At 57.0% G+C, this 17,762-nt stretch carries 18 protein-coding genes; 4 read left to right on the forward strand and 14 right to left on the reverse strand.

Annotation, left to right across the window (positions count from 1 at the left end):
* Positions 1–15: 15 nt before the first annotated feature.
* Complete coding sequence (pdxY, locus tag FA92_RS07685) at positions 16–876, forward strand: pyridoxal kinase PdxY (protein ID WP_033782987.1); 861 nt, start codon at positions 16–18, stop codon at positions 874–876.
* Between the two features lie 32 nt (positions 877–908).
* Here the strand turns inward: pdxY and gstA are convergent, their stop codons facing one another.
* Together gstA and dtpA are read right to left on the reverse strand one after the other, a co-directional pair.
* Positions 909–1,514, reverse strand: coding sequence for a glutathione transferase GstA (gene gstA, locus FA92_RS07690; RefSeq protein WP_033782988.1), 606 nt, complete (start codon positions 1,512–1,514; stop codon positions 909–911).
* A 161-nt stretch (positions 1,515–1,675) separates the two neighbouring features.
* On the reverse strand, positions 1,676–3,157 hold the full coding sequence (dtpA, locus tag FA92_RS07695; RefSeq protein ID WP_033782990.1) for a dipeptide/tripeptide permease DtpA: 1,482 nt from the start codon (positions 3,155–3,157) through the stop codon (positions 1,676–1,678).
* A gap of 302 nt (positions 3,158–3,459) precedes the next feature.
* Here dtpA and FA92_RS23255 point away from each other — a divergent pair, with 302 nt between their 5' ends.
* A complete protein-coding gene (locus tag FA92_RS23255; protein WP_156105688.1) occupies positions 3,460–3,609 on the forward strand; it encodes a hypothetical protein in 150 nt (49 codons plus the stop codon).
* A 228-nt stretch (positions 3,610–3,837) separates the two neighbouring features.
* On the forward strand, positions 3,838–4,533 hold the full coding sequence (locus FA92_RS07700; protein WP_033782992.1) for a CTP synthase: 696 nt from the start codon (positions 3,838–3,840) through the stop codon (positions 4,531–4,533).
* 40 nt (positions 4,534–4,573) lie between these two features.
* Here the strand turns inward: FA92_RS07700 and FA92_RS07705 are convergent, their stop codons facing one another.
* The 12 genes from FA92_RS07705 to ydgT all read right to left on the reverse strand — a co-directional run bounded on the left by FA92_RS07705 (position 4,574) and on the right by ydgT (position 16,080).
* Entirely contained in the window at positions 4,574–5,917 is a 1,344-nt protein-coding gene (locus tag FA92_RS07705) for an enolase C-terminal domain-like protein (RefSeq protein ID WP_033782993.1), read from the reverse strand.
* Positions 5,895–7,238, reverse strand: a complete 1,344-nt coding sequence (locus FA92_RS07710; RefSeq protein ID WP_013357766.1) for an MFS transporter — start codon at positions 7,236–7,238, stop codon at positions 5,895–5,897. The genes FA92_RS07705 and FA92_RS07710 overlap by 23 nt, the downstream gene beginning before the upstream one ends.
* A 240-nt stretch (positions 7,239–7,478) precedes the next feature.
* Positions 7,479–8,198: an HPP family protein gene (locus FA92_RS07715; protein WP_033782994.1), complete on the reverse strand. Its 720-nt coding sequence runs from the start codon at positions 8,196–8,198 to the stop codon at positions 7,479–7,481.
* A gap of 206 nt (positions 8,199–8,404) precedes the next feature.
* Positions 8,405–9,037, reverse strand: a complete 633-nt coding sequence (gene nth / locus FA92_RS07720; protein ID WP_003849001.1) for an endonuclease III — start codon at positions 9,035–9,037, stop codon at positions 8,405–8,407.
* The gene (locus FA92_RS07725) at positions 9,034–9,738 is read right to left on the reverse strand and encodes an electron transport complex subunit E (RefSeq protein WP_033782996.1); all 705 of its coding nucleotides are present in this window, start codon (positions 9,736–9,738) and stop codon (positions 9,034–9,036) included. The genes nth and FA92_RS07725 overlap by 4 nt, the downstream gene beginning before the upstream one ends.
* A complete protein-coding gene (gene rsxG / locus FA92_RS07730) occupies positions 9,731–10,363 on the reverse strand; it encodes an electron transport complex subunit RsxG (RefSeq protein ID WP_013357769.1) in 633 nt (210 codons plus the stop codon). The genes FA92_RS07725 and rsxG overlap by 8 nt, the downstream gene beginning before the upstream one ends.
* A 3-nt stretch (positions 10,364–10,366) precedes the next feature.
* Entirely contained in the window at positions 10,367–11,425 is a 1,059-nt protein-coding gene (gene rsxD, locus FA92_RS07735) for an electron transport complex subunit RsxD (protein WP_033782997.1), read from the reverse strand.
* Complete coding sequence (rsxC, locus tag FA92_RS07740) at positions 11,426–14,035, reverse strand: electron transport complex subunit RsxC (RefSeq protein ID WP_033782998.1); 2,610 nt, start codon at positions 14,033–14,035, stop codon at positions 11,426–11,428. It abuts the gene before it with no gap.
* Entirely contained in the window at positions 14,028–14,606 is a 579-nt protein-coding gene (gene rsxB / locus FA92_RS07745) for an electron transport complex subunit RsxB (protein ID WP_010245386.1), read from the reverse strand. Before rsxB ends, rsxC begins: the two co-directional genes overlap by 8 nt.
* On the reverse strand, positions 14,606–15,187 hold the full coding sequence (gene rsxA, locus FA92_RS07750; protein ID WP_003853423.1) for an electron transport complex subunit RsxA: 582 nt from the start codon (positions 15,185–15,187) through the stop codon (positions 14,606–14,608). The genes rsxB and rsxA overlap by 1 nt, the downstream gene beginning before the upstream one ends.
* A 123-nt stretch (positions 15,188–15,310) precedes the next feature.
* Positions 15,311–15,754: a DUF2569 domain-containing protein gene (locus tag FA92_RS07755; protein ID WP_013357773.1), complete on the reverse strand. Its 444-nt coding sequence runs from the start codon at positions 15,752–15,754 to the stop codon at positions 15,311–15,313.
* 110 nt (positions 15,755–15,864) lie between these two features.
* Positions 15,865–16,080 (reverse strand): transcription modulator YdgT, encoded by a 216-nt coding sequence (gene ydgT, locus FA92_RS07760; RefSeq protein WP_033782999.1) that lies wholly within the window; start codon positions 16,078–16,080, stop codon positions 15,865–15,867.
* A 684-nt stretch (positions 16,081–16,764) separates the two neighbouring features.
* On the opposite strand from ydgT, the gene ytfQ reads away from it, so the two are divergent.
* Positions 16,765–17,721 carry a galactofuranose ABC transporter, galactofuranose-binding protein YtfQ gene (gene ytfQ / locus FA92_RS07770; protein WP_013357775.1) on the forward strand — a complete coding sequence of 319 codons (957 nt, stop codon included), beginning with the start codon at positions 16,765–16,767 and terminating at the stop codon, positions 17,719–17,721.
* Positions 17,722–17,762: the final 41 nt, after the last annotated feature.

Here is a 17,762-nt window from a genome sequence, read left to right on the forward strand (position 1 = left end):
GGACAGGGCAAACAAGTGAAAAATATTTTAGCGATTCAGTCGCACGTTGTTTTTGGTCACGCCGGTAACGCGGCTGCTGAGTTTCCGATGCGCCGCCTGGGGGCAAACGTCTGGCCGCTGAATACCGTACAGTTTTCCAACCATACGCAATATGGCCACTGGACCGGCACGGTGATGCCTGCAACGCATTTAACCGACATCGTTAAAGGTATTGCGGATATTGACCGCCTGAAGACCTGTGACGCGGTGCTGAGCGGCTATCTGGGTTCGGCAGAGCAGGGCGAGCAGATTCTGCAGATTGTTCGGCAGGTCAAAGCAGCTAACCCAAATGCCTGGTACTTCTGCGATCCGGTGATGGGTCACCCCGAGAAAGGCTGCATTGTGGCACCCGGCGTGGCGGAGTTTCACTGCAAAATGGCAATGCCGGCCAGCGACATTATCGCCCCGAATCTGCTTGAACTGGAGATGCTGAGCGAACGCACCGTTACCGACGTCGACGCGGCAGTCGACGCGGCGCGGGCGCTGATTGCCCAGGGACCACGCGTGGTACTGGTGAAGCACCTGGCGCGCGCCGGTCGTCGCAGCGATCGCTTTGAGATGCTGCTGGTAACGGCGGAAGACGCCTGGCACATCAGCCGTCCGCTGGTCGATTTCGGTGTGCGTCAGCCGGTCGGCGTGGGCGATCTCACCAGCGGTCTGCTGCTGGTGAATCTGCTGCACGGCAAATCATTGCAGGATGCGCTGGAGCACGTCACTGCAGCGGTCTATGAGGTGATGCTGAAAACCCACCAGATGGGCGAGTATGAGCTGCAGCTGGTGGCAGCCCAGGATGCCATCGCCAGTCCGACGCAGCATTTCTCGGCAGAAAAGCTGTAAAGCAAAAGGGCCGGTTAACCGGCCCTGTTCACTCAGGCTAAGCCTTCCGCTTTCAGCGCCGCCTGCACCGCAGGACGTTCGGCAACGCGATCAAACCACGCCTCCAGCGCCGTAAAGCCGGACAGATCCAGTCCCAGCGCTTTTGCCCAGCGTGTCACCACAAACAGATAGGCATCCGCCACGCTGAAATGCAGCCCCATCAGCCACTGTCTGCCGCGCAGTGACGCATCGACATAGCAGAATTTCGCTTCCAGCTGGCTGCGCGTCTGTGCTTTCACCTCATCGGAGTAACCGGGACGAAACAGCGGCCCAAAGCTTTTGTGCAGCTCGCTGCCGATGAAGCTGAGCCACTCCACGGTGTGATAACGCGTCAGGCTGCCGACCGGTGCCAGCAGATGGCGATCGGGCTTGAGATCTGCCAGGTACTGCACAATGGCAACACCTTCCGTCAGCACGGAGCCGTCGCTGAGTTGCAGCGCGGGCACCTGGCCTTTAGGGTTAATCTGGCGGAAATCATCGCCCCGTTCAGTGAGTTTTGTGGCCAGATCAACACTCACCTGCGTGAAGTCCAGTCCGCATTCGCGCATAACAATGTGGGGAGAAAGAGAGCAGGCTCCTGCTTTGCAAAACAGTTTCATGACCATGTACTCCTTGTTGCAATGGGATCACAGCATAGTAAAGGCTCAGGGTGGAATTGCCAGTGATAAGGATCAGGGATCGATGAGGGAAAGGGGCAGCAATAAAAAAAGCCGGGCAGAGCCCGGCTGATTCGTGTCACGGCAGCGATGACGCCTGCACGTTATTTCTTCGCGTCAGGATCCTGCGTCATACGGTTCAGCAACGGCGCCGTAATCAGCATGAGCAGAGCGATGACAGCGGTCACGATACCAATCTGCTGGAATACGCGGCTGTAGGTCGCCAGCGAAATCAGCGGGTCGGTCACGTTTTCAGGCACCGCCATCAGATTGGCCACTTTACCGGCAATGACCGCCGCGCCTGCGGTGGTCAGGAACCAGGAGCCCATGATAAAGCCCATCAGACGCTGAGGCACCAGCTGCGCGACCATCGCCAGGCCGAGGCCGGAGATCATCAGCTCACCAATACTCTGCAGCGCATAGCTCAGGATCAGCCAGTTAACAGAAACGATACCGGCATCGCTGGCAAACTTCGCGCCCACCGGCAGCACCAGGAACGCAGCGGAGCAGAGCACCATACCAAAGGCAAACTTGTGCGGCATCGGCAGCTTATCCCCCAGCTTGTTGTAGAGCGCCGCCAGCAGCGGACTGGCCAGCATGATCCAGAACGGGTTCAGCGCCTGGAACTGCTCGGGCGCAAAGGTAATGCCGAGAATTGTGTGCTCAACGTTGCGGATAGCAAAGAAGTTGAGTGACGTTGGCATCTGCATATAGAGCACGAAGAACAGAATCGCTTCGACCATCAGCAGGAAGGCCACAATCATTTTACGACGCGCTGCGCCCTGCAGTGCAAAGGCTTCTTTGGCAAACACCAGCACGATACCCAGCGCAATCACAGCCAGCACCAGGCGTGCAATGACCTGATGATGCAGCATCCAGTTCGCCAGCGCGATCAGCACTACGACGCCAACCAGCGTCATCAGCAGTTTTCCGACCTGCAGCGGTGCAAAGTCGGGCTTAGAACCGTAATCCTTGACCATGCGTTTGCAGAACAGGAAGTTAAACAGGGTGATGATCAGACCGATAACGCACAGCGAGAAGGCAACGCTGTAACCATATTTCGCCGCTAACCACGGTGTGAGCATCATCGAAAACAGTGAACCGATGTTGATCGACATATAGAACATGGTGAAGGCACCATCGATACGCGGATCATCTTTGTCGTAGCAGGTGGAGAGCAGCGAAGAGGGGTTCGCTTTGAACAGCCCGCTGCCCACGGCGATGGTCGCCATACCGATATAGACGATGCTGACGTTATGACCGGAGAATGCTACCAGCGCATAACCCAGTGCCAGTACCAGCACGCCCAGCACAATCACACGTTTGGTGCCCAGCACTTTATCGCCGAGCCAGCCGCCAATGGCGACGAGTCCATAAACCAGCGCGCTGAATGAAGAGAACAGGGTGATGGAGTCTGATTCAGACAATCCCAGTTGCTTCACCAGGTAAACCGCCATAATGGCCTGCAGGCCATAGAAGCCAAAACGTTCCCATAACTCAATCGAGAAGATTAAGTAGAACGCCTTCGGCTGTTTAAACGCATTGAGACTGACAGCCTCATCAGTGTGTTTGTTTGCAGTTGACACATGTACCTCAGTTTTTTCATACCCTGTTTCGGGACAGCAATTAAGTCCGCGTCATGTGAGTTTTTCATGCGCGAGATTGTTATTAGAAGGGAAAAGCGGCGACTAATTTGGCTGATTACGGGCGGCAGGGCAAGAATTTTCTGACAACCGGCCTGAGCTGATAATCCAGGGTTAAAAACCTTATAACAAACTGTTGATCAGATTTTAATTTTGATGACAAAGAGCATATCAGTATAAATCAACTGAATGTGAGCGAGACGCTGGATGGATTTAACATTAACTGCTAATGGAGAATAATTCAGATGAAACGTTTGCTGCAGATTTTATCAGCAGCATTTACAGGAGGTTTCAGGCCATTATCCAGGCAATATGACGAAAAAGTAAACGTTAACGCGTCTCCTTTGGCGGCAAAGCATACAATTGCTGATCGAGAGCACAAACCCGCGATTTAATTCAGAAAGCAAAACAAGAAACCGATTGCGTTGCTGCGCAGGAAGGCTGAAAAGCCTGTCGGCAGCATAAACCGGCAAAAAGTTTCCGCTTAAGAAATGGGGAGCAGGCTCTGGTGAAGGGGTGAGGGTCTCTGTACTGAGTGGCAGCATTATGACGCGGCGTTCAGGATGCTCGACTTGAAATTAACATTCCTGTAACCTTTCAATTTCCCCGAGAAGGATCTGTTTATGTCGTCCCCCCTGCGTTTGTCTCTGGCTGGTGACTACCGCGCTGATGCGGTTGCCCATCAGGCCATTCCTCTTGCTATTGAACGTGCTGCCCGCTGGCTGAACATTACGGTTGAAGCTGAATGGATTGCCAGCGAAAAACTCGCTGAATCCGACCTCAGGCGCAGTGACGCGGTCTGGGTCGTGCCTGGCAGTCCCTACCATAATGATGAGGCCGTTTTTGACACCATTCGCTGGGCACGGGAAAGCGGAAAGCCTTTCCTGGGGTCGTGCGGGGGATTCCAGTATGCGGTCATCGAGTATGCGCGCAATGTACTGGGCTGGCACGATGCGAGTCATGCCGAAACCGACACCGGCGGGCGCATGGTCATAGCTCCGCTGAGCTGCTCGCTGGTGGAGCAGCGCGGCGCGGTCAGGTTCGAACCCGGTTCACGTATTGCTGCGGCCTACGGCACGCTGGGCAGCGATGAAGGCTATCACTGTAACTTTGGCGTCAACCCGGAATTCAGTGCGGCGCTGGGCGATAACACCCTGCGTATTACTGCCTGGGATGAAGCGGGGGACGTACGCGGTGTGGAGCTGCCGGATCATCCTTTCTTTGTTGCCACCCTGTTCCAGTCAGAACGCGCAGCGCTGCAGGAAAAAGAGTCTCCGCTGGTCGTTGCCTGGATGCAGGCGGCGCTGGCGCAGCGCTAAAAAGTGAGCAGCCTGTGACACTGTCACAGGCTGCTTTTCTTCAGCGCAGCAGCGCCGGGCGTTTGGCGTTAAACGACCAGTTCTCAATCAAAAACTGCATGCCCAGCGCATCGTTACGATTTTTATCCGGCAGCGAATTGTAGAGGGCATGTGCCGCTTCGACCCGTTCCATATTCAGGGTGACGCCCAGCCCTGGCCCCTCTGGCAGTTCAAGATGCCCATCCCGAATCTGCGGCGGATGCTGCGTCAGCTGTTGTCCATCCTGCCAGATCCAGTGCGTATCAAAGGCCGTCAGACGATCGCCGGGTGCAGCCGCCCCCAGATGCGCCACCATCGCCAGAGACACATCAAAGTGGTTGTTTGAATGGCAGCCGGTAGTCAGCCCCCATTCCTGACAGAGCTGCGCCACGGTATGTGCATTACGCATCGTCCAGAAGTGCGGATCGGCCAGCGGAATGTCGATAGCATTAAGCTGTAACGCATGCTGCAACTGTCGCCAGTCATTGGCGATCATATTGGTGGCGACCGGAATACCGGTGGCGCGTTTAAACTCGGCCAGCGTTTCCCGGCCGGAGTAGCCCTGTTCCGCGCCACAGGGATCTTCCAGATAGGGAATGCGGCCCGCCAGCTGTTTACCATAATAAATGGCTTCGTCCAGCGACCAGCTGGCGTTAGGGTCGACCGTGACGCGAGCCTGCGGAAAGCATTGCAGCAGGGCGTTGACCGTCTCTACCTCCACTTCGCCGTGGTGTACGCCGCCCTTGAGTTTGAAGTCGCGGAAGCCATAGCGTTCCGCTGCGGCTTCAGCCAGCCGCACGACGCCTTGCGCATCCATCGCTTTTTCATGGCGCAGTTGCAGCCAGGCATCACCGCCAGACTGGCCTGTCTGATAGTTCATGCTGGTCAGGTTGCGGTCGGCGATATAGAACAGATAGCCGAGCACCGGCACCCGATCGCGCTGCCTGCCGCTGGCAAGTAATTCGGCAACCGGCAGATTCAGATGCTGGCCCATCAAATCAAGCAGCGCCGCTTCAATCGCCGCTGTGGCGTTGTAGAACTTCTCCGGGTTCATCTGCGGAATGTGGATGTCATCGGTATGCGCGGTCTGCTGATGGCGTGCATCACTGGCAAACAGTGTGGCGATCGTCGCATTCAGCCGCAGCAGTTCGCTGTCCTCAATCTGCGATCGAAAACGTGCCAGCAGCGCCAGCGTCGAAGCGTGACAGGGACTTTCGCCCACGCCGGTACGGCCTGCGGAATCGGTCAGGATCACCAGGATGCGGGTAAAGTAGCAGTTATGCGCGCCACCAATGTTCAGCAGCATGCTGTCATAACCAGCGACCGGCACCACCCGCATTGTTTTAATGACTGGACTGTCTGACATGGTGATTCTCCATAGGATCAAGGGAAGGCGGGGATGGCCTGCGGCGCAGCAACAGCCACAGCCCGGTCAGCAGCGAAACGCTGGTCAGCGCATAGAGGCCGCCGGTAGTGGAACCGGTCTTCATCTCCAGATAGCCAAACACCGTCGGTGCGAAGAAGCCGCCAAGATTGCCAACAGAATTCACCAGCGCAATGCCCGGTGCGACAATCGAGGCGGGCAGTTCTCCCTGCGGCATCGGCCAGAAAAAGGTGGCGCTGACTTTTGAGCCGATACAGGCCACGATCATCGCAAGGAAACCAAACCACGGGGAACCCAGCGTAGCCATAAAAGTGCCACAGGCGGCGACCAGCATGGCAACGCCCAGCGCTTTATCGAGTCTGTCACGGTGGCGGTCTGAAAAGCGGCTCAGCAGGTTGATGGCGATAATGGCGCACAGCCATGGCACAGCGGTGAGAATCCCGATGCCAAAACTGCTGAACCCCTGTATGCGCTGAATAATCTGCGGCAGCCAGAACACCAGCGTATAACCGGTCATGGTCATGGTGAAGAAGATTGCGCAGAAGAACAGCAGGCTGCGATTGCGTAACAGCGACATTTTGCCCGGCTCGCGATTAAGCGCGTCACGCTGTGCCTCTTCACTGTTCAGCTGCTGCGCCAGTGCCTGTTTCTCTGCATCACTCAGCCAGCGCGCATCAGCAGGACGCGATACCAGCACCCAGGCGGCGAGGATCCCGACCAGCACCGAGGCGCCGCCTTCAAGGAACATCACCCATTTCCAGCCTGCTATCCCCAGAAAGTTGTGCATCATCAGGATGGCACCCGTGATCGGCCCGGAGAAAAGAAAGGCGCCAGCCGTGGCGCTCAGGACCATCGCGGTAGCCCGGCCGCGCCAGGCATTCGGCACCCACTGACGGAAATAGAACAGCACGCCGGGAAAGAAGCCCGCTTCGGCGACGCCGAGTAAGAAACGCAGCAGGTAAAACTGAATGGGTGATGTGACGAATCCGGTCAGGACCACCACCAATCCCCAGGTAATCATGATGCGTGTCAGCCAGACGCGTGCACCAAAGCGCTTCATCATCAGATTGCTCGGCACTTCAAACAGCGCATAACCAATGAAAAAGAGGCCCGCACCCAGACCAAAGGCGGCGGCGCTGATCCCGGCATCGGTACGCAGTTCGGCTTTAATAAAGCCAATGTTGGCGCGGTCGATCTGATTAATAATCAGCATCACCACCAGCATCGGGATGATATGGGTGAAGAATTTTTTGATGGCGGAGGCGATCAGCTCATCGTGCTGCGGGGACAAGGCGCTATCCATCGTTCTTCCTCATGAGAAACGTAAAGAAGAGCAAAGTGTAGGGCGCTGAAAAGGCGGGCTCTATAGGCATCCGCCCAGGACCGGATGGGCGTCCGGCCTGGGGGATTGTGTTATCAGGACGTTACCGGAAAGGCGAGGCGAAGCGGCTGAGCAAAACTGTGGCAGCGATCAACTTTGTGTGTGTCATTCGGCCATACGGAGCGTGCCGGCAGAACGGGACGCGTCAGCAGCAGGCAGGCTTCAGCCGCTAAACTGACGGCGCTGGGCAATCTCTTCCGCACGCAGCAGCAGTGCCTGCAAATCATCTTCGTCAATATCCAGCAGTTCGCCGCCCTGTAAAGCCTGATGCAGATCGGCGCGCGTCAGCGGGACCGGCATGGCGACCGGCTGGGGTTTGACTTCTTCAGGGGCCAGCGGATGCGGATAGCGGCGACCGGCCAGATTGTTAAACAGCAGAGCCAGTAGCGCCAGCGTCAGTGAGTTGAGCAGGACTGGCGTCAGGACAAACTGATAACCCAGCTGCTGTACCGATGGCCCGCCCAGAATAGCGGTCAGCGCCACCGCGCCGCCGGGCGGATGCAGACAGCGCAGCTGGAACATCAGCAGGATCGCCACGCAGGCCGCGACGCCGCAGGCGATGGCCGGATCGGGTATCAGCTGGCTGACGGTGACGCCTGCCAGCGCTGACAGGCTGTTGCCGCCAACGATTGCCCACGGCTGCGCCAGCGGACTGGCAGGCAAACCAAAGAGCAGGACAGCTGATGCGCCAACCGGGGCGACAAACCACAGGTTCAGTTCGCCCAGTATCCAGTGGCTCAGCAGGCTGGTCAGCACCAGGCCAATGCCCGCACCCAGTCCGGCGATCACCACATGCTTTTTACTCACTGCCAGCGGATGCGGCCAGAGGCGCGCCAGAAACAGGCGCAGAGGATGCCTTCCAGCAGAAGGGCTTTTCTTCATTACGTTACTCACCGTGTCATAACATTTTCTTATCGTCAGGGGCGGCGATTTTCCATCATCAACATCAATGTAACAACCCGACAAACTGTGCCGGTATTCCGGCGCGTCAGAAAGCGTGGTGAAAAGGGGGGCGCGCAGAAGACGTCACGCAGCGGGCACAGACAGACAATAAAAAACCCGCCGCAGCGGGTCAGTCATCAGTGGGATCACTCGACTTTGTCGGGATACTCGCAGAGGTCTTCAATCAGGCAGGAGCCGCAGCGCGGTTTACGCGCCACGCAGGTGTAGCGGCCGTGCAGAATCAGCCAGTGGTGGCAGTCGACCTTGTAGGCAGCCGGAACCACCTTCAGCAGCTTCTGTTCCACCTCTTCCACATTCTTACCTGGCGCAAATTTCGTGCGGTTACTGACGCGAAAAATATGGGTATCAACGGCAATCGTCGGCCAGCCAAAGGCAGTATTGAGCACCACATTAGCGGTTTTACGGCCTACACCGGGCAGGGCTTCCAGCGCCGCACGATCTTCCGGCACTTCACCGTTGTGCTGCTCCAGCAGAATGCGGCAGGTCTTAATCACATTTTCCGCTTTACTGTTAAACAGGCCGATGGTTTTGATGTATTCCTTTACGCCATCCACGCCCAGTGCCAGCATCGCAGCGGGCGTATTGGCCACCGGATAAAGCTTTGCGGTGGCCTTGTTCACGCTGACATCGGTCGCCTGCGCCGAGAGCAGTACCGCAATCAGCAGCTCAAACGGCGAGCTGAAGTTCAGCTCGGTGGTCGGGTGCGGATTGTTCTGCTGCAGCCGGTGGAGAATTTCGGTGCGTTTGGTCTGATTCACACCGGCTTCCCGACGGCGTTCTGAGGCGCAGCGGTTTCAGCCGCCTGAGCACGCAGCGCTGCACGCTGTTTCATTTTCTGATCGATCAGGTATTTGCACGCCAGCATCATGCCCAGGCCGATAAACGCGCCAGGCGGCAGCATGGCCAGCAGCATCGGCGAGTCGAAATGAACCACTTCGATACGCAGCGATTTCGCCCACGGGCCAAGCAGCTGATCGGCACCGTTAAACAGTGTGCCGCTGCCGATAATTTCGCGCAGCGAACCCAGCACCACCATGGCACAGGTTGCGCCCATGCCGATGGCAAAGCCATCCAGCGCCGAGAGCGGAATGCTGCTTTTAGAGGCGACGGCTTCAGCACGGCCGACCACGATGCAGTTGGTCACGATCAGCGGGATAAAAATCCCCAGTGACTGATAGAGACCGTAGGCATAGGCGTTGATCAGCATCTGCACGCAGCTCACCACCGAGGCGATGATCATCACATAAATCGGGATACGGATTTCCGACGGCACCCAGCGGCGCGAGGCGGAAATAAAACTGTTGGTCAGGGTCAGCACCAGCGTGGTGGCAAGGCCTAAACCCAGCGCGTTAGTGGCGGTCGCGGTGACCGCCAGCAGCGGGCAGAGACCCAGCAGCTGCACCAGTGCCGAGTTGTTCTTCCACAATCCACCAACCAGCAGACTTTTAGCTTCACTCATTTGTGTCTCCACATGCCGGTAACGAAGAGAGTCTCTCCGGAAGCGTTTTCATCAACAGCGCGGTGCGTTTCGTCGCATTGACCACCGCGCGTGGGGTAATGGTGGCGCCGGTAAACTGATCGAAGTCGCCGCCATCTTTTTTAACCGCAAAGGCTTTGTCAGACGGACCCTGAACCACTTTGCCATTAAAGCTGTTGATCCAGTCAGAGATGCGCAGTTCGATCTTATCGCCCAGGCCAGGCGTTTCATGGTGTTCGATTACGCGCACGCCCAGTACTTTACCCTGGAAATCGGCACCGACCAGCATCTGTATCGCACCAGAATAGCCGTCAGGCGCCGTTGTCTCCAGTGCCGCCGCGACCGGCTTGCCACCTTTACGCGCCAGGAAGAGATGATGGGGCGCACTATTACCCAGCGCTGCATCCGTGACAACGTAACAATCCTGCTGGATGTTGTTGTCATACAGCTCGACAGGTACCACCTGATCCAGCAAATTTTTCTGCTGTAACTGGGTCTGATGCTCTACCGTCGGTTTGGTGACCGTATTCACCACAGCGGTAGCGGCCGTGGTAATCGCGGCGAAAATCGCCAGCGTGACGCCATTTTTGCGAATCGTCTCCAGCATCGCTTAATCCTTCTGATGGCCGTAAACGCGCGGCTGGGTGTAGTAATCAATGAGCGGCACGCAGATGTTGGCAAGCAGCACAGCAAACGCCACGCCGTCAGGATAGCCTCCAAAGCTGCGGATCAGCCAGACCAGCAGGCCGATCAGCGCGCCATAAACCAGACGACCACGATTGGTGGTCGACGCGGTTACCGGATCGGTAGCGATAAAGAACGCGCCCAGCATGGTGGCACCGGAGAAAAGATGAATCAGCGGGCTGTTGAGCGATTCCGGTGAGAAGAACCAGCCCAGCGTGGCGCAGAACGCCAGTGACAGCAGCATGGCGGCAGGGATATGCCAGCGAATCGCACTCTTCCACAGCAGGAACAGGCCGCCCGCCAGATAACCGACGTTCACCCACTGCCAGCCGAGCCCGGCCAGCACGCCGCTGTAAATCGGCTGCGCCAGCAGATGTTCGGCACTGTGACCGGCGCGTAAGCCGGTTTTAAAGGTATCCAGCGGCGTTGCCTGGCTGATGCCATCCACACCCATCTGCAACTGCTGCATGGTGTCACCCGCCAGCGTGTGGCCCTGGAACACCATGCTCAGACTGTCCATCAGGCCGGGTTTAATCGCCTGTAACGTGTCAGGCGGCAGCCAGCTGGTCATCTGCACCGGGAAGGAGATCAGCAGCACTACATAGCCAACCATCGCCGGGTTAAACGGATTCTGGCCGAGTCCGCCATAGAGCTGTTTAGCAATGACCACCGCAAACAGGGTACCAATCACCACCAGCCACCAGGGGGCCAGCGGCGGCAGGCTGATACCGATCAGCATGGCGGTCAGCAATGCCGAATTATCCGCCAGCGTGCTGGCAACCGGTGCTTTACGCAGACGCAGGATCGCCGCCTCGGTCAGCCAGGCGGTAAGGGTCGCCAGTAAGACCTGTAAAACGGTGCCGTAGCCAAAGAAATAACACTGTGTAGCAAAACCTGGCACCGCTGCCAGCACCACCAGCAGCATGATGTTGCCGGTACTGCGGCGGTTATGGGTATAAGGAGAACTTGCGATACGAAAAGCCATTTAATCCTCAAGCGTCGTAGACGACTGCGCTTTACGCGCTTTGGCACGGGCGATGGCGGCAGCAATAGCGGCCTTGCGCGCATCATCGGGTTGATTCAGTTCAGGTGCCTGTTCGGGTTCAGCATTGGCGTTATTTGCCTGCTCCTGCGCCTGTTCCGCTTTCTCTACCGCAAAATGCGCGGCGGTGGCGAGCGCTGCGGCGTCACGGGAAGCGGCATCGGCGTCACTTTCAGCCTGTGCCGCTTTCTTCGCTTTGGCACGGGCGATAGCGGCCTGAACCGCGGCTTTGCGTGGGTCAGTTTCCACGGCGGCGTCCGGTGCAGTTTCAGCCGCAGCGTCCGTCGCGGCGTCAGTCACGCTCTGCGACGCTGTCGTACCAGCGCCTTCAGCCTGTGCCGCTTTCTTCGCTTTGGCACGGGCGATAGCGGCCTGAACCGCGGCTTTGCGTGGGTCGGTTTCCACGGCGGCGTCCGGTGCAGCTTCAGCCGCAGCGTCCGTCGCGGCGTCAGTCACGCTCTGCGACGCTGTCGTATCAGCGCCTTCAGCCTGTGCCGCTTTCTTCGCTTTGGCACGGGCGATAGCGGCCTGAACCGCGGCTTTACGCGGGTCGGTTTCAGCAGTGGTGCCTGGTGCGGCTTCTGAAACACTCTCCGATGCAGCCGGAGCCGTCGCATCAGCGCCTTCAGACTGTGCTGCTTTCTTCGCTTTGGCACGGGCGATAGCGGCCTGAACCGCGGCTTTACGCGGGTCGGTTTCAGCAGTGGCGTCCGGCAAGGCGTCAGTAACACTCTCCGATGCAGCCATAGCCGTCACATCAACGCCTTCCGCCTGAGCCGCTTTCTTCGCTTTGGCGCGCGCTACAGCGGCCTCGACGGCGGCTTTACGCGGATCGACACTGGCGTCAGCAGCCGTATCAGCCGGTGAGACTTTCTTCGCTTTTGCCCTGGCAATCGCGGCTTCAACCGCCGCTTTACGCGGATCGACTGACTGACGCGTTATCGGCTGGGTTTCAGCCTGCGCCTCAGCCTGACGCAGACGCGCCTGCGCATGGCGGGCTTCACGCTGCGCTTCAAGCGTCGCTTCATCCGGTTCAGCGGACTGACGGGCTTTCACCCGCGCTTTAGCTGCTGCCAGCTCACTGGTATCGGTGCGGGCAACTCGCTGTTTTGCCTCTTCATGACGCGCTTCACGGGCCTGTTTTTCACGCTCCAGGCGCGCCTGACGCGCTTCGAAGCGGGCTTTAGCTTCCAGCGTGCGTTTCGCTTCCAGATCGATGGCGCGCAGTTCCGCTTTTTCCTGACGGTAATATTGCACCAGCGGAATATTACTCGGGCAGACATAGGCGCAGGCACCGCATTCGATGCAGTCATCGATATGGTGGGCACGCGCTTTATCGTGATCGCCGCCCTGGCTGTACCAGTAAAGCTGCTGCGGCAGTAGTTTGGCCGGACAGGCATCGGCACAGGCGGAACAGCGAATGCAGGACTGCTCTTCATCATTGTTGCCCATCTCACTGGCAGAGGGCGCAAGAATACAGTTGGTGATCTTCACCACCGGCACATCCAGCGATGGCAGGGTAAAGCCCATCAGCGGACCGCCCATGATCACCATCTGACGCGGCGCAGGCGTAAATCCGACCTGATGCAGCAGATGGCTGATTGGCGTGCCAAGACGACTCCAGATGTTACGCGGCTGGGCAATCGCCTCGCCGGTCAGTGTCACCACGCGTTCGGTGATCGGTTCACCGTTGATGATGGCCCGCTTGACCGCCCAGGCGGTACCGACGTTCTGCATCAGCACGCCGATATCGGTTGAGCGTCCGCCGTGCGGCACTTCCATGCCGGTCAGAATGCGGGTCAGCTGCTTGGCACCGCCAGAAGGATATTTGGTCGGGATCACCCGGATTTGCAGATCGCGCTCGCTACCCAGCGCCTGTTTTAGCGCGGCGATCGCTTCAGGTTTATTATCTTCAATGCCAATCAACACCCGCTCAGCCTGTAACACCCAGGCGAGAATGCGGCTGCCTTCCAGCACTTCGGCGGCGTAGTCCTGCATCAGGCGATCGTCAGCGGTGATGTAAGGTTCACACTCTGCCGCATTGATAATCAGGGTTTTAACCCCGCGCAGGCCGCCTTTCAGTTTGGTGGCGGTCGGGAATCCCGCGCCGCCCAGACCCGCAATGCCCGCATCGTGAATTCGCTGCACGATGTCGGCGCGCGGATGCTGACGGTAGTCTGGCAGCGGATCGAGCGGCATCCAGCGGTCTTCACCATCCGGCGTCAGGAAGATGCAAAGTTCGGACAGGCCCGACGGGTGCGCGGTCATATGCTGACCGATATCCTCAATCACGCCAGAGGTGGGCGCATGGACCGGCAGCATGCGGCCAGTACCAAACGTCAGGGGCTGACCGCGCAGCACTTTCTCGCCGGGCACAACGCAGATCTCCCCTTCATGGCCGATATGCTGTTTCAGCGGGATAATAAAACGGTGCGGCAGCGGCAGTTCGCTGAGCGGCGTGCCGTTGGACTGGGTTTTCATTTCAGGCGGATGGATACCGCCCTGAAAATCCCAGACTTTCTCTTTTTTCAGGAAGTTAAACAGATTAAGCATGAGTTTCTACCGGGATCACCCGTACAGGAATGGTATTCAAATCCCACTTCCAGTTAGCTGGCGTGGTGGCGACCGGACGCATTTCAATACAGTCAGTCGGGCAGGGTGCGACACAGAGATCGCAGCCGGTGCAGACATCGCTCAGCACGGTGTGCATGGCGCGGGTTGCGCCGACAATTGCATCCACCGGACAGGCCTGAATACATTTGGTGCAGCCAATGCAGTTGGCTTCATCGATAAACGCCACGGTGCGCACCGGCTCTTTCGCCGTTTCATCGCCATCAATCGGCTGCGGTTCAACGTTCAGCAGCGCAGCCAGCTTGAGCATGGTCTGTTCACCGCCCGGCGCGCATTTATTGATTGCTTCACCGTTGTTGCCGACCGCATCAGCATAGGGACGGCAGCCAGGGTAGCCGCACTGGCCACACTGGCTCTGCGGCAGAATGGCATCAATCTGCTCAACGATAGGATCTTCTTCCACCTCAAAGCGGCGCGAGGCGTAACCCAGCAGGGCGCCGAACACCAGGCTCAGGGCACTTAATACGGCAACAGCAATCCAGATCGCGGTCATCAGAATTTCACCAGACCGCTGAAGCCCATGAATGCCAGCGCCATCAGGCCCGCGGTAATCAGGGCAATGGAGTTGCCTTTAAACGGGGCAGGCACATTGGCCAGCACCAGACGCTCACGCATCCCGGCGAACAGCACCATCACCAGCGAGAAGCCGATAGAGGCACTGAAACCATACAGCGCGGCCTGCATAAAGGTGTGGTTGAGGTTAACGCTCAGCAGAGGCACGCCCAGCACCGCACAGTTGGTGGTGATCAGCGGCAGGAAGATACCCAGTAAACGATAGAGCGACGGACTGGTTTTACGCACCACCATTTCGGTGAACTGTACGACAACAGCGATCACCAGGATATAGGCCATTGTGCGCAGATAGACCAGATCCAGCGGCAGCAGGATCAGATGGTTGACCAGCCACGCGCAGATAGAGGCCAGCGTAATCACGAATGTTGTAGCGAGGCCCATGCCAATCGCCGTTTCCAGTTTTTTGGAAACGCCCATAAATGGACAGAGGCCGAGAAACTTCACTAATACGAAGTTATTCACCAGCACGGTGCCAACAAAGAGAAGCAGATAATCGGTCATTTTTTCGCCTGGGAGCCGGAAAGCGGCTTATTATCATTGATAGCGCGGCGTATCTCAACACCCGCGCCTCCCGCAAGGCGGCAGACCGCACTCAGAATTAAATTCCTGACATAACTCACAGCGTTACGGCGCGATAAAGGTGGTTTTTACCCGCTTTGAGCGTTTGAAATAGGGCGCAAATATCGCCGCCGCGAGCAGTGACAGCAGTAACGTCTGGAGAGCACGGCTATCGGCAACCGGCGTAAAGGCAAAGGTTTTCAGCGCCAGCAGCACGGTTATCAGCAGCCAGAGCAGATAGTGGCGCGGCAAACGGCGGGAACGCTTAAAGAAAAGCCAGCTGATCCAGAGGCTGTAGGCCCAGACCGCCACGGCGGTAAGCAGCGAAATGGCCCAGTAAGAGAGCAGGGTGCTGCCGTGTGAAAACAGCGCCACACGCCATTCCGGATTAAAGAGGGGGGTCAGATACATCGCCAGCACCAGAACGGTGGTTAACAGGGTCATTATCAGCCAGGCCAGCGGCAGCAAAAGCCAGCCACCAATACGTGGCGCAGCAACCTGTTCATTCATCGTGGTTATTCCTGTCTCGGGGAGTCGAAGCGCAGCAGAATAACATGTCCAGAGGGGCACGCCCATCCGGACAAGGTCAGAGGTAAAGAGAGCGATTAATCAGCCGGAAATCAGACCACGTAGCGCCACACCGTTTTAGGGACACAGCCAAGATCATATAACCGTCCGCCAGAAACCAGTTCGGCACGACGATGATCGGCAGCCCGATACATATTGATGATTTCCATATCATTTGTAAGGGAGTAGTTAAGGTGATCGAAAAGCTTTTCCAGACTGTCTGAATTATTTACTTTGCGGAATTTAAGCAGGTAATCGTGCGCAGTCATCATTGCCATAACAGATAGAAGTACAAAGGAGTGCTCAGTATAGGGGGCAAGCCAGGGCTGTCCAGATCGGGCCGGTTAAAAAAAGCGAAAATCAGACTAAAGCACCTTATTAGCCACTAAAAGTCCAAATCTGCTATTTTTATTGCTGTCTGTGCCAGCCTGCCCGCGCGATGCTTTTAAACAGCGTATCAGCTCACAAATATCCATGCCGGAATACAGCGTTAAACGCGCATCTTAAATATCATTTTTCGTCCCTTCATGCCAGCCGCTGCGTCAATGCCTCCTTTCTGACATTTTCAGGGCAGAAAAATTAATCCTTTTGAAACCACACGCATAGAAACGTTTCGCGCCCAATCTGCACGCGTGAACGACTGTGCGGGCAATCACAAAACCCGTTTTTTGTTCATCGCAGACCGGATAACCCATTTTGTACGCCTGTCTGTAATCGTTTCCAGTGACGTTAAGCATAAGCGATTCTGTTTATTACAATTATTTAACGGGCATTGTTTTATTACTCAGCCGTTTTATCCATAACGCGGCGGCCAGCAAACCCGTCCGGCTGCACGTAACTCCTTTAAATTGCTCTGTTTTGTGAAGTGTGTCGCCATTATGCACGCTTTTTTAGTCCAGTCTAAGCAGGCTCTCTACCCTAAACAGCAAACGCCTTTCAGAGGATTAAAAACTATGTGGAAACGTTTACTTCTGACCACGCTGGTCAGCGCCGCGTTAACCGGCCCGGTGCTCGCTGCAGATATGACGGTCGGCTTCTCGCAGGTCGGTTCGGAATCTGGCTGGCGTTCGGCTGAGACCAGCGTGGCGAAAAGCGAAGCCAAAAAACGCGGAATCACCCTGAAAATCGCCGACGGGCAGCAGAAACAAGAGAATCAGATCAAGGCAGTACGTTCGTTTATTGCCCAGGGCGTTGATGCCATTTTCATCGCGCCAGTCGTACAGACCGGCTGGGAGCCGGTGCTGGAAGAAGCCAAAGACGCCAAAATCCCGGTTTACCTGCTGGACCGCGCTATCGTGGTGAAAGACAAATCGCTCTATCAGGCCGTGGTGACGGCGGACAACGTTCTGGAAGGCAAACTGATTGGCGACTGGCTGGTGAAAACCGTGGGCGACAAGCAGTGTAACGTGGTGGAACTGCAGGGCACCGTCGGGGCCAGCGTGGCAATCGATCGTAAGAAAGGCTTTGCTGAAGCGATCAGCAACCATCCAAACATCAAAGTGATCCGCTCGCAGTCCGGTGACTTTACCCGCAGCAAGGGTAAAGAGGTGATGGAGAGCTTTATCAAGGCTGAGAACAACGGCAAAAACATCTGCATGGTTTACGCACATAACGATGATATGGCGATCGGTGCCATTCAGGCGATTAAAGAAGCGGGCCTGAAACCGGGCAAAGACATACTGACCGGCTCAATTGATGGTGTGCCGGATATCTACAAAGCGATGCTGGCAGGTGAAGCCAACGCCAACGTGGAGCTGACGCCGAACATGGCTGGCCCGGCGTTTGATGCCCTGGAGAAATTCAAAAAAGATGGCACGCTGCCGCCTAAAGTCATCAAGACCGAGTCAAAGCTGTTTCTGCCTGCTGACGCGCAAACGGAGCTGGATAAGAAAAAGGGTATGGGTTACTGATCCACAGACCCGCCCCAGACCAGCCGCAGACCGCCCCCCGG

Source organism: Pantoea sp. 9140 (assembly GCF_000745295.1).
Lineage (GTDB): Bacteria > Pseudomonadota > Gammaproteobacteria > Enterobacterales > Enterobacteriaceae > Pantoea > Pantoea vagans.

What these genes read in the sequence shown, in the direction of transcription:
- FA92_RS07715 (WP_033782994.1), bottom strand. Translation starts at nt 8,198, where the DNA reads ATGAAGAAAAGCCCTTCTGCTGGAAGGCATCCTCTGCGCCTGTTTCTG.
- FA92_RS07710 (WP_013357766.1), bottom strand. Translation starts at nt 7,238, where the DNA reads ATGGATAGCGCCTTGTCCCCGCAGCACGATGAGCTGATCGCCTCCGCC.
- FA92_RS07755 (WP_013357773.1), bottom strand. Translation starts at nt 15,754, where the DNA reads ATGAATGAACAGGTTGCTGCGCCACGTATTGGTGGCTGGCTTTTGCTG.
- ytfQ (WP_013357775.1), top strand. Translation starts at nt 16,765, where the DNA reads ATGTGGAAACGTTTACTTCTGACCACGCTGGTCAGCGCCGCGTTAACC.
- FA92_RS23255 (WP_156105688.1), top strand. Translation starts at nt 3,460, where the DNA reads ATGAAACGTTTGCTGCAGATTTTATCAGCAGCATTTACAGGAGGTTTC.
- rsxG (WP_013357769.1), bottom strand. Translation starts at nt 10,363, where the DNA reads ATGCTGGAGACGATTCGCAAAAATGGCGTCACGCTGGCGATTTTCGCC.
- rsxB (WP_010245386.1), bottom strand. Translation starts at nt 14,606, where the DNA reads ATGACCGCGATCTGGATTGCTGTTGCCGTATTAAGTGCCCTGAGCCTG.
- rsxA (WP_003853423.1), bottom strand. Translation starts at nt 15,187, where the DNA reads ATGACCGATTATCTGCTTCTCTTTGTTGGCACCGTGCTGGTGAATAAC.
- FA92_RS07705 (WP_033782993.1), bottom strand. Translation starts at nt 5,917, where the DNA reads ATGTCAGACAGTCCAGTCATTAAAACAATGCGGGTGGTGCCGGTCGCT.
- FA92_RS07725 (WP_033782996.1), bottom strand. Translation starts at nt 9,738, where the DNA reads ATGAGTGAAGCTAAAAGTCTGCTGGTTGGTGGATTGTGGAAGAACAAC.
- rsxD (WP_033782997.1), bottom strand. Translation starts at nt 11,425, where the DNA reads ATGGCTTTTCGTATCGCAAGTTCTCCTTATACCCATAACCGCCGCAGT.
- gstA (WP_033782988.1), bottom strand. Translation starts at nt 1,514, where the DNA reads ATGAAACTGTTTTGCAAAGCAGGAGCCTGCTCTCTTTCTCCCCACATT.
- rsxC (WP_033782998.1), bottom strand. Translation starts at nt 14,035, where the DNA reads ATGCTTAATCTGTTTAACTTCCTGAAAAAAGAGAAAGTCTGGGATTTT.
- ydgT (WP_033782999.1), bottom strand. Translation starts at nt 16,080, where the DNA reads ATGACTGCGCACGATTACCTGCTTAAATTCCGCAAAGTAAATAATTCA.
- FA92_RS07700 (WP_033782992.1), top strand. Translation starts at nt 3,838, where the DNA reads ATGTCGTCCCCCCTGCGTTTGTCTCTGGCTGGTGACTACCGCGCTGAT.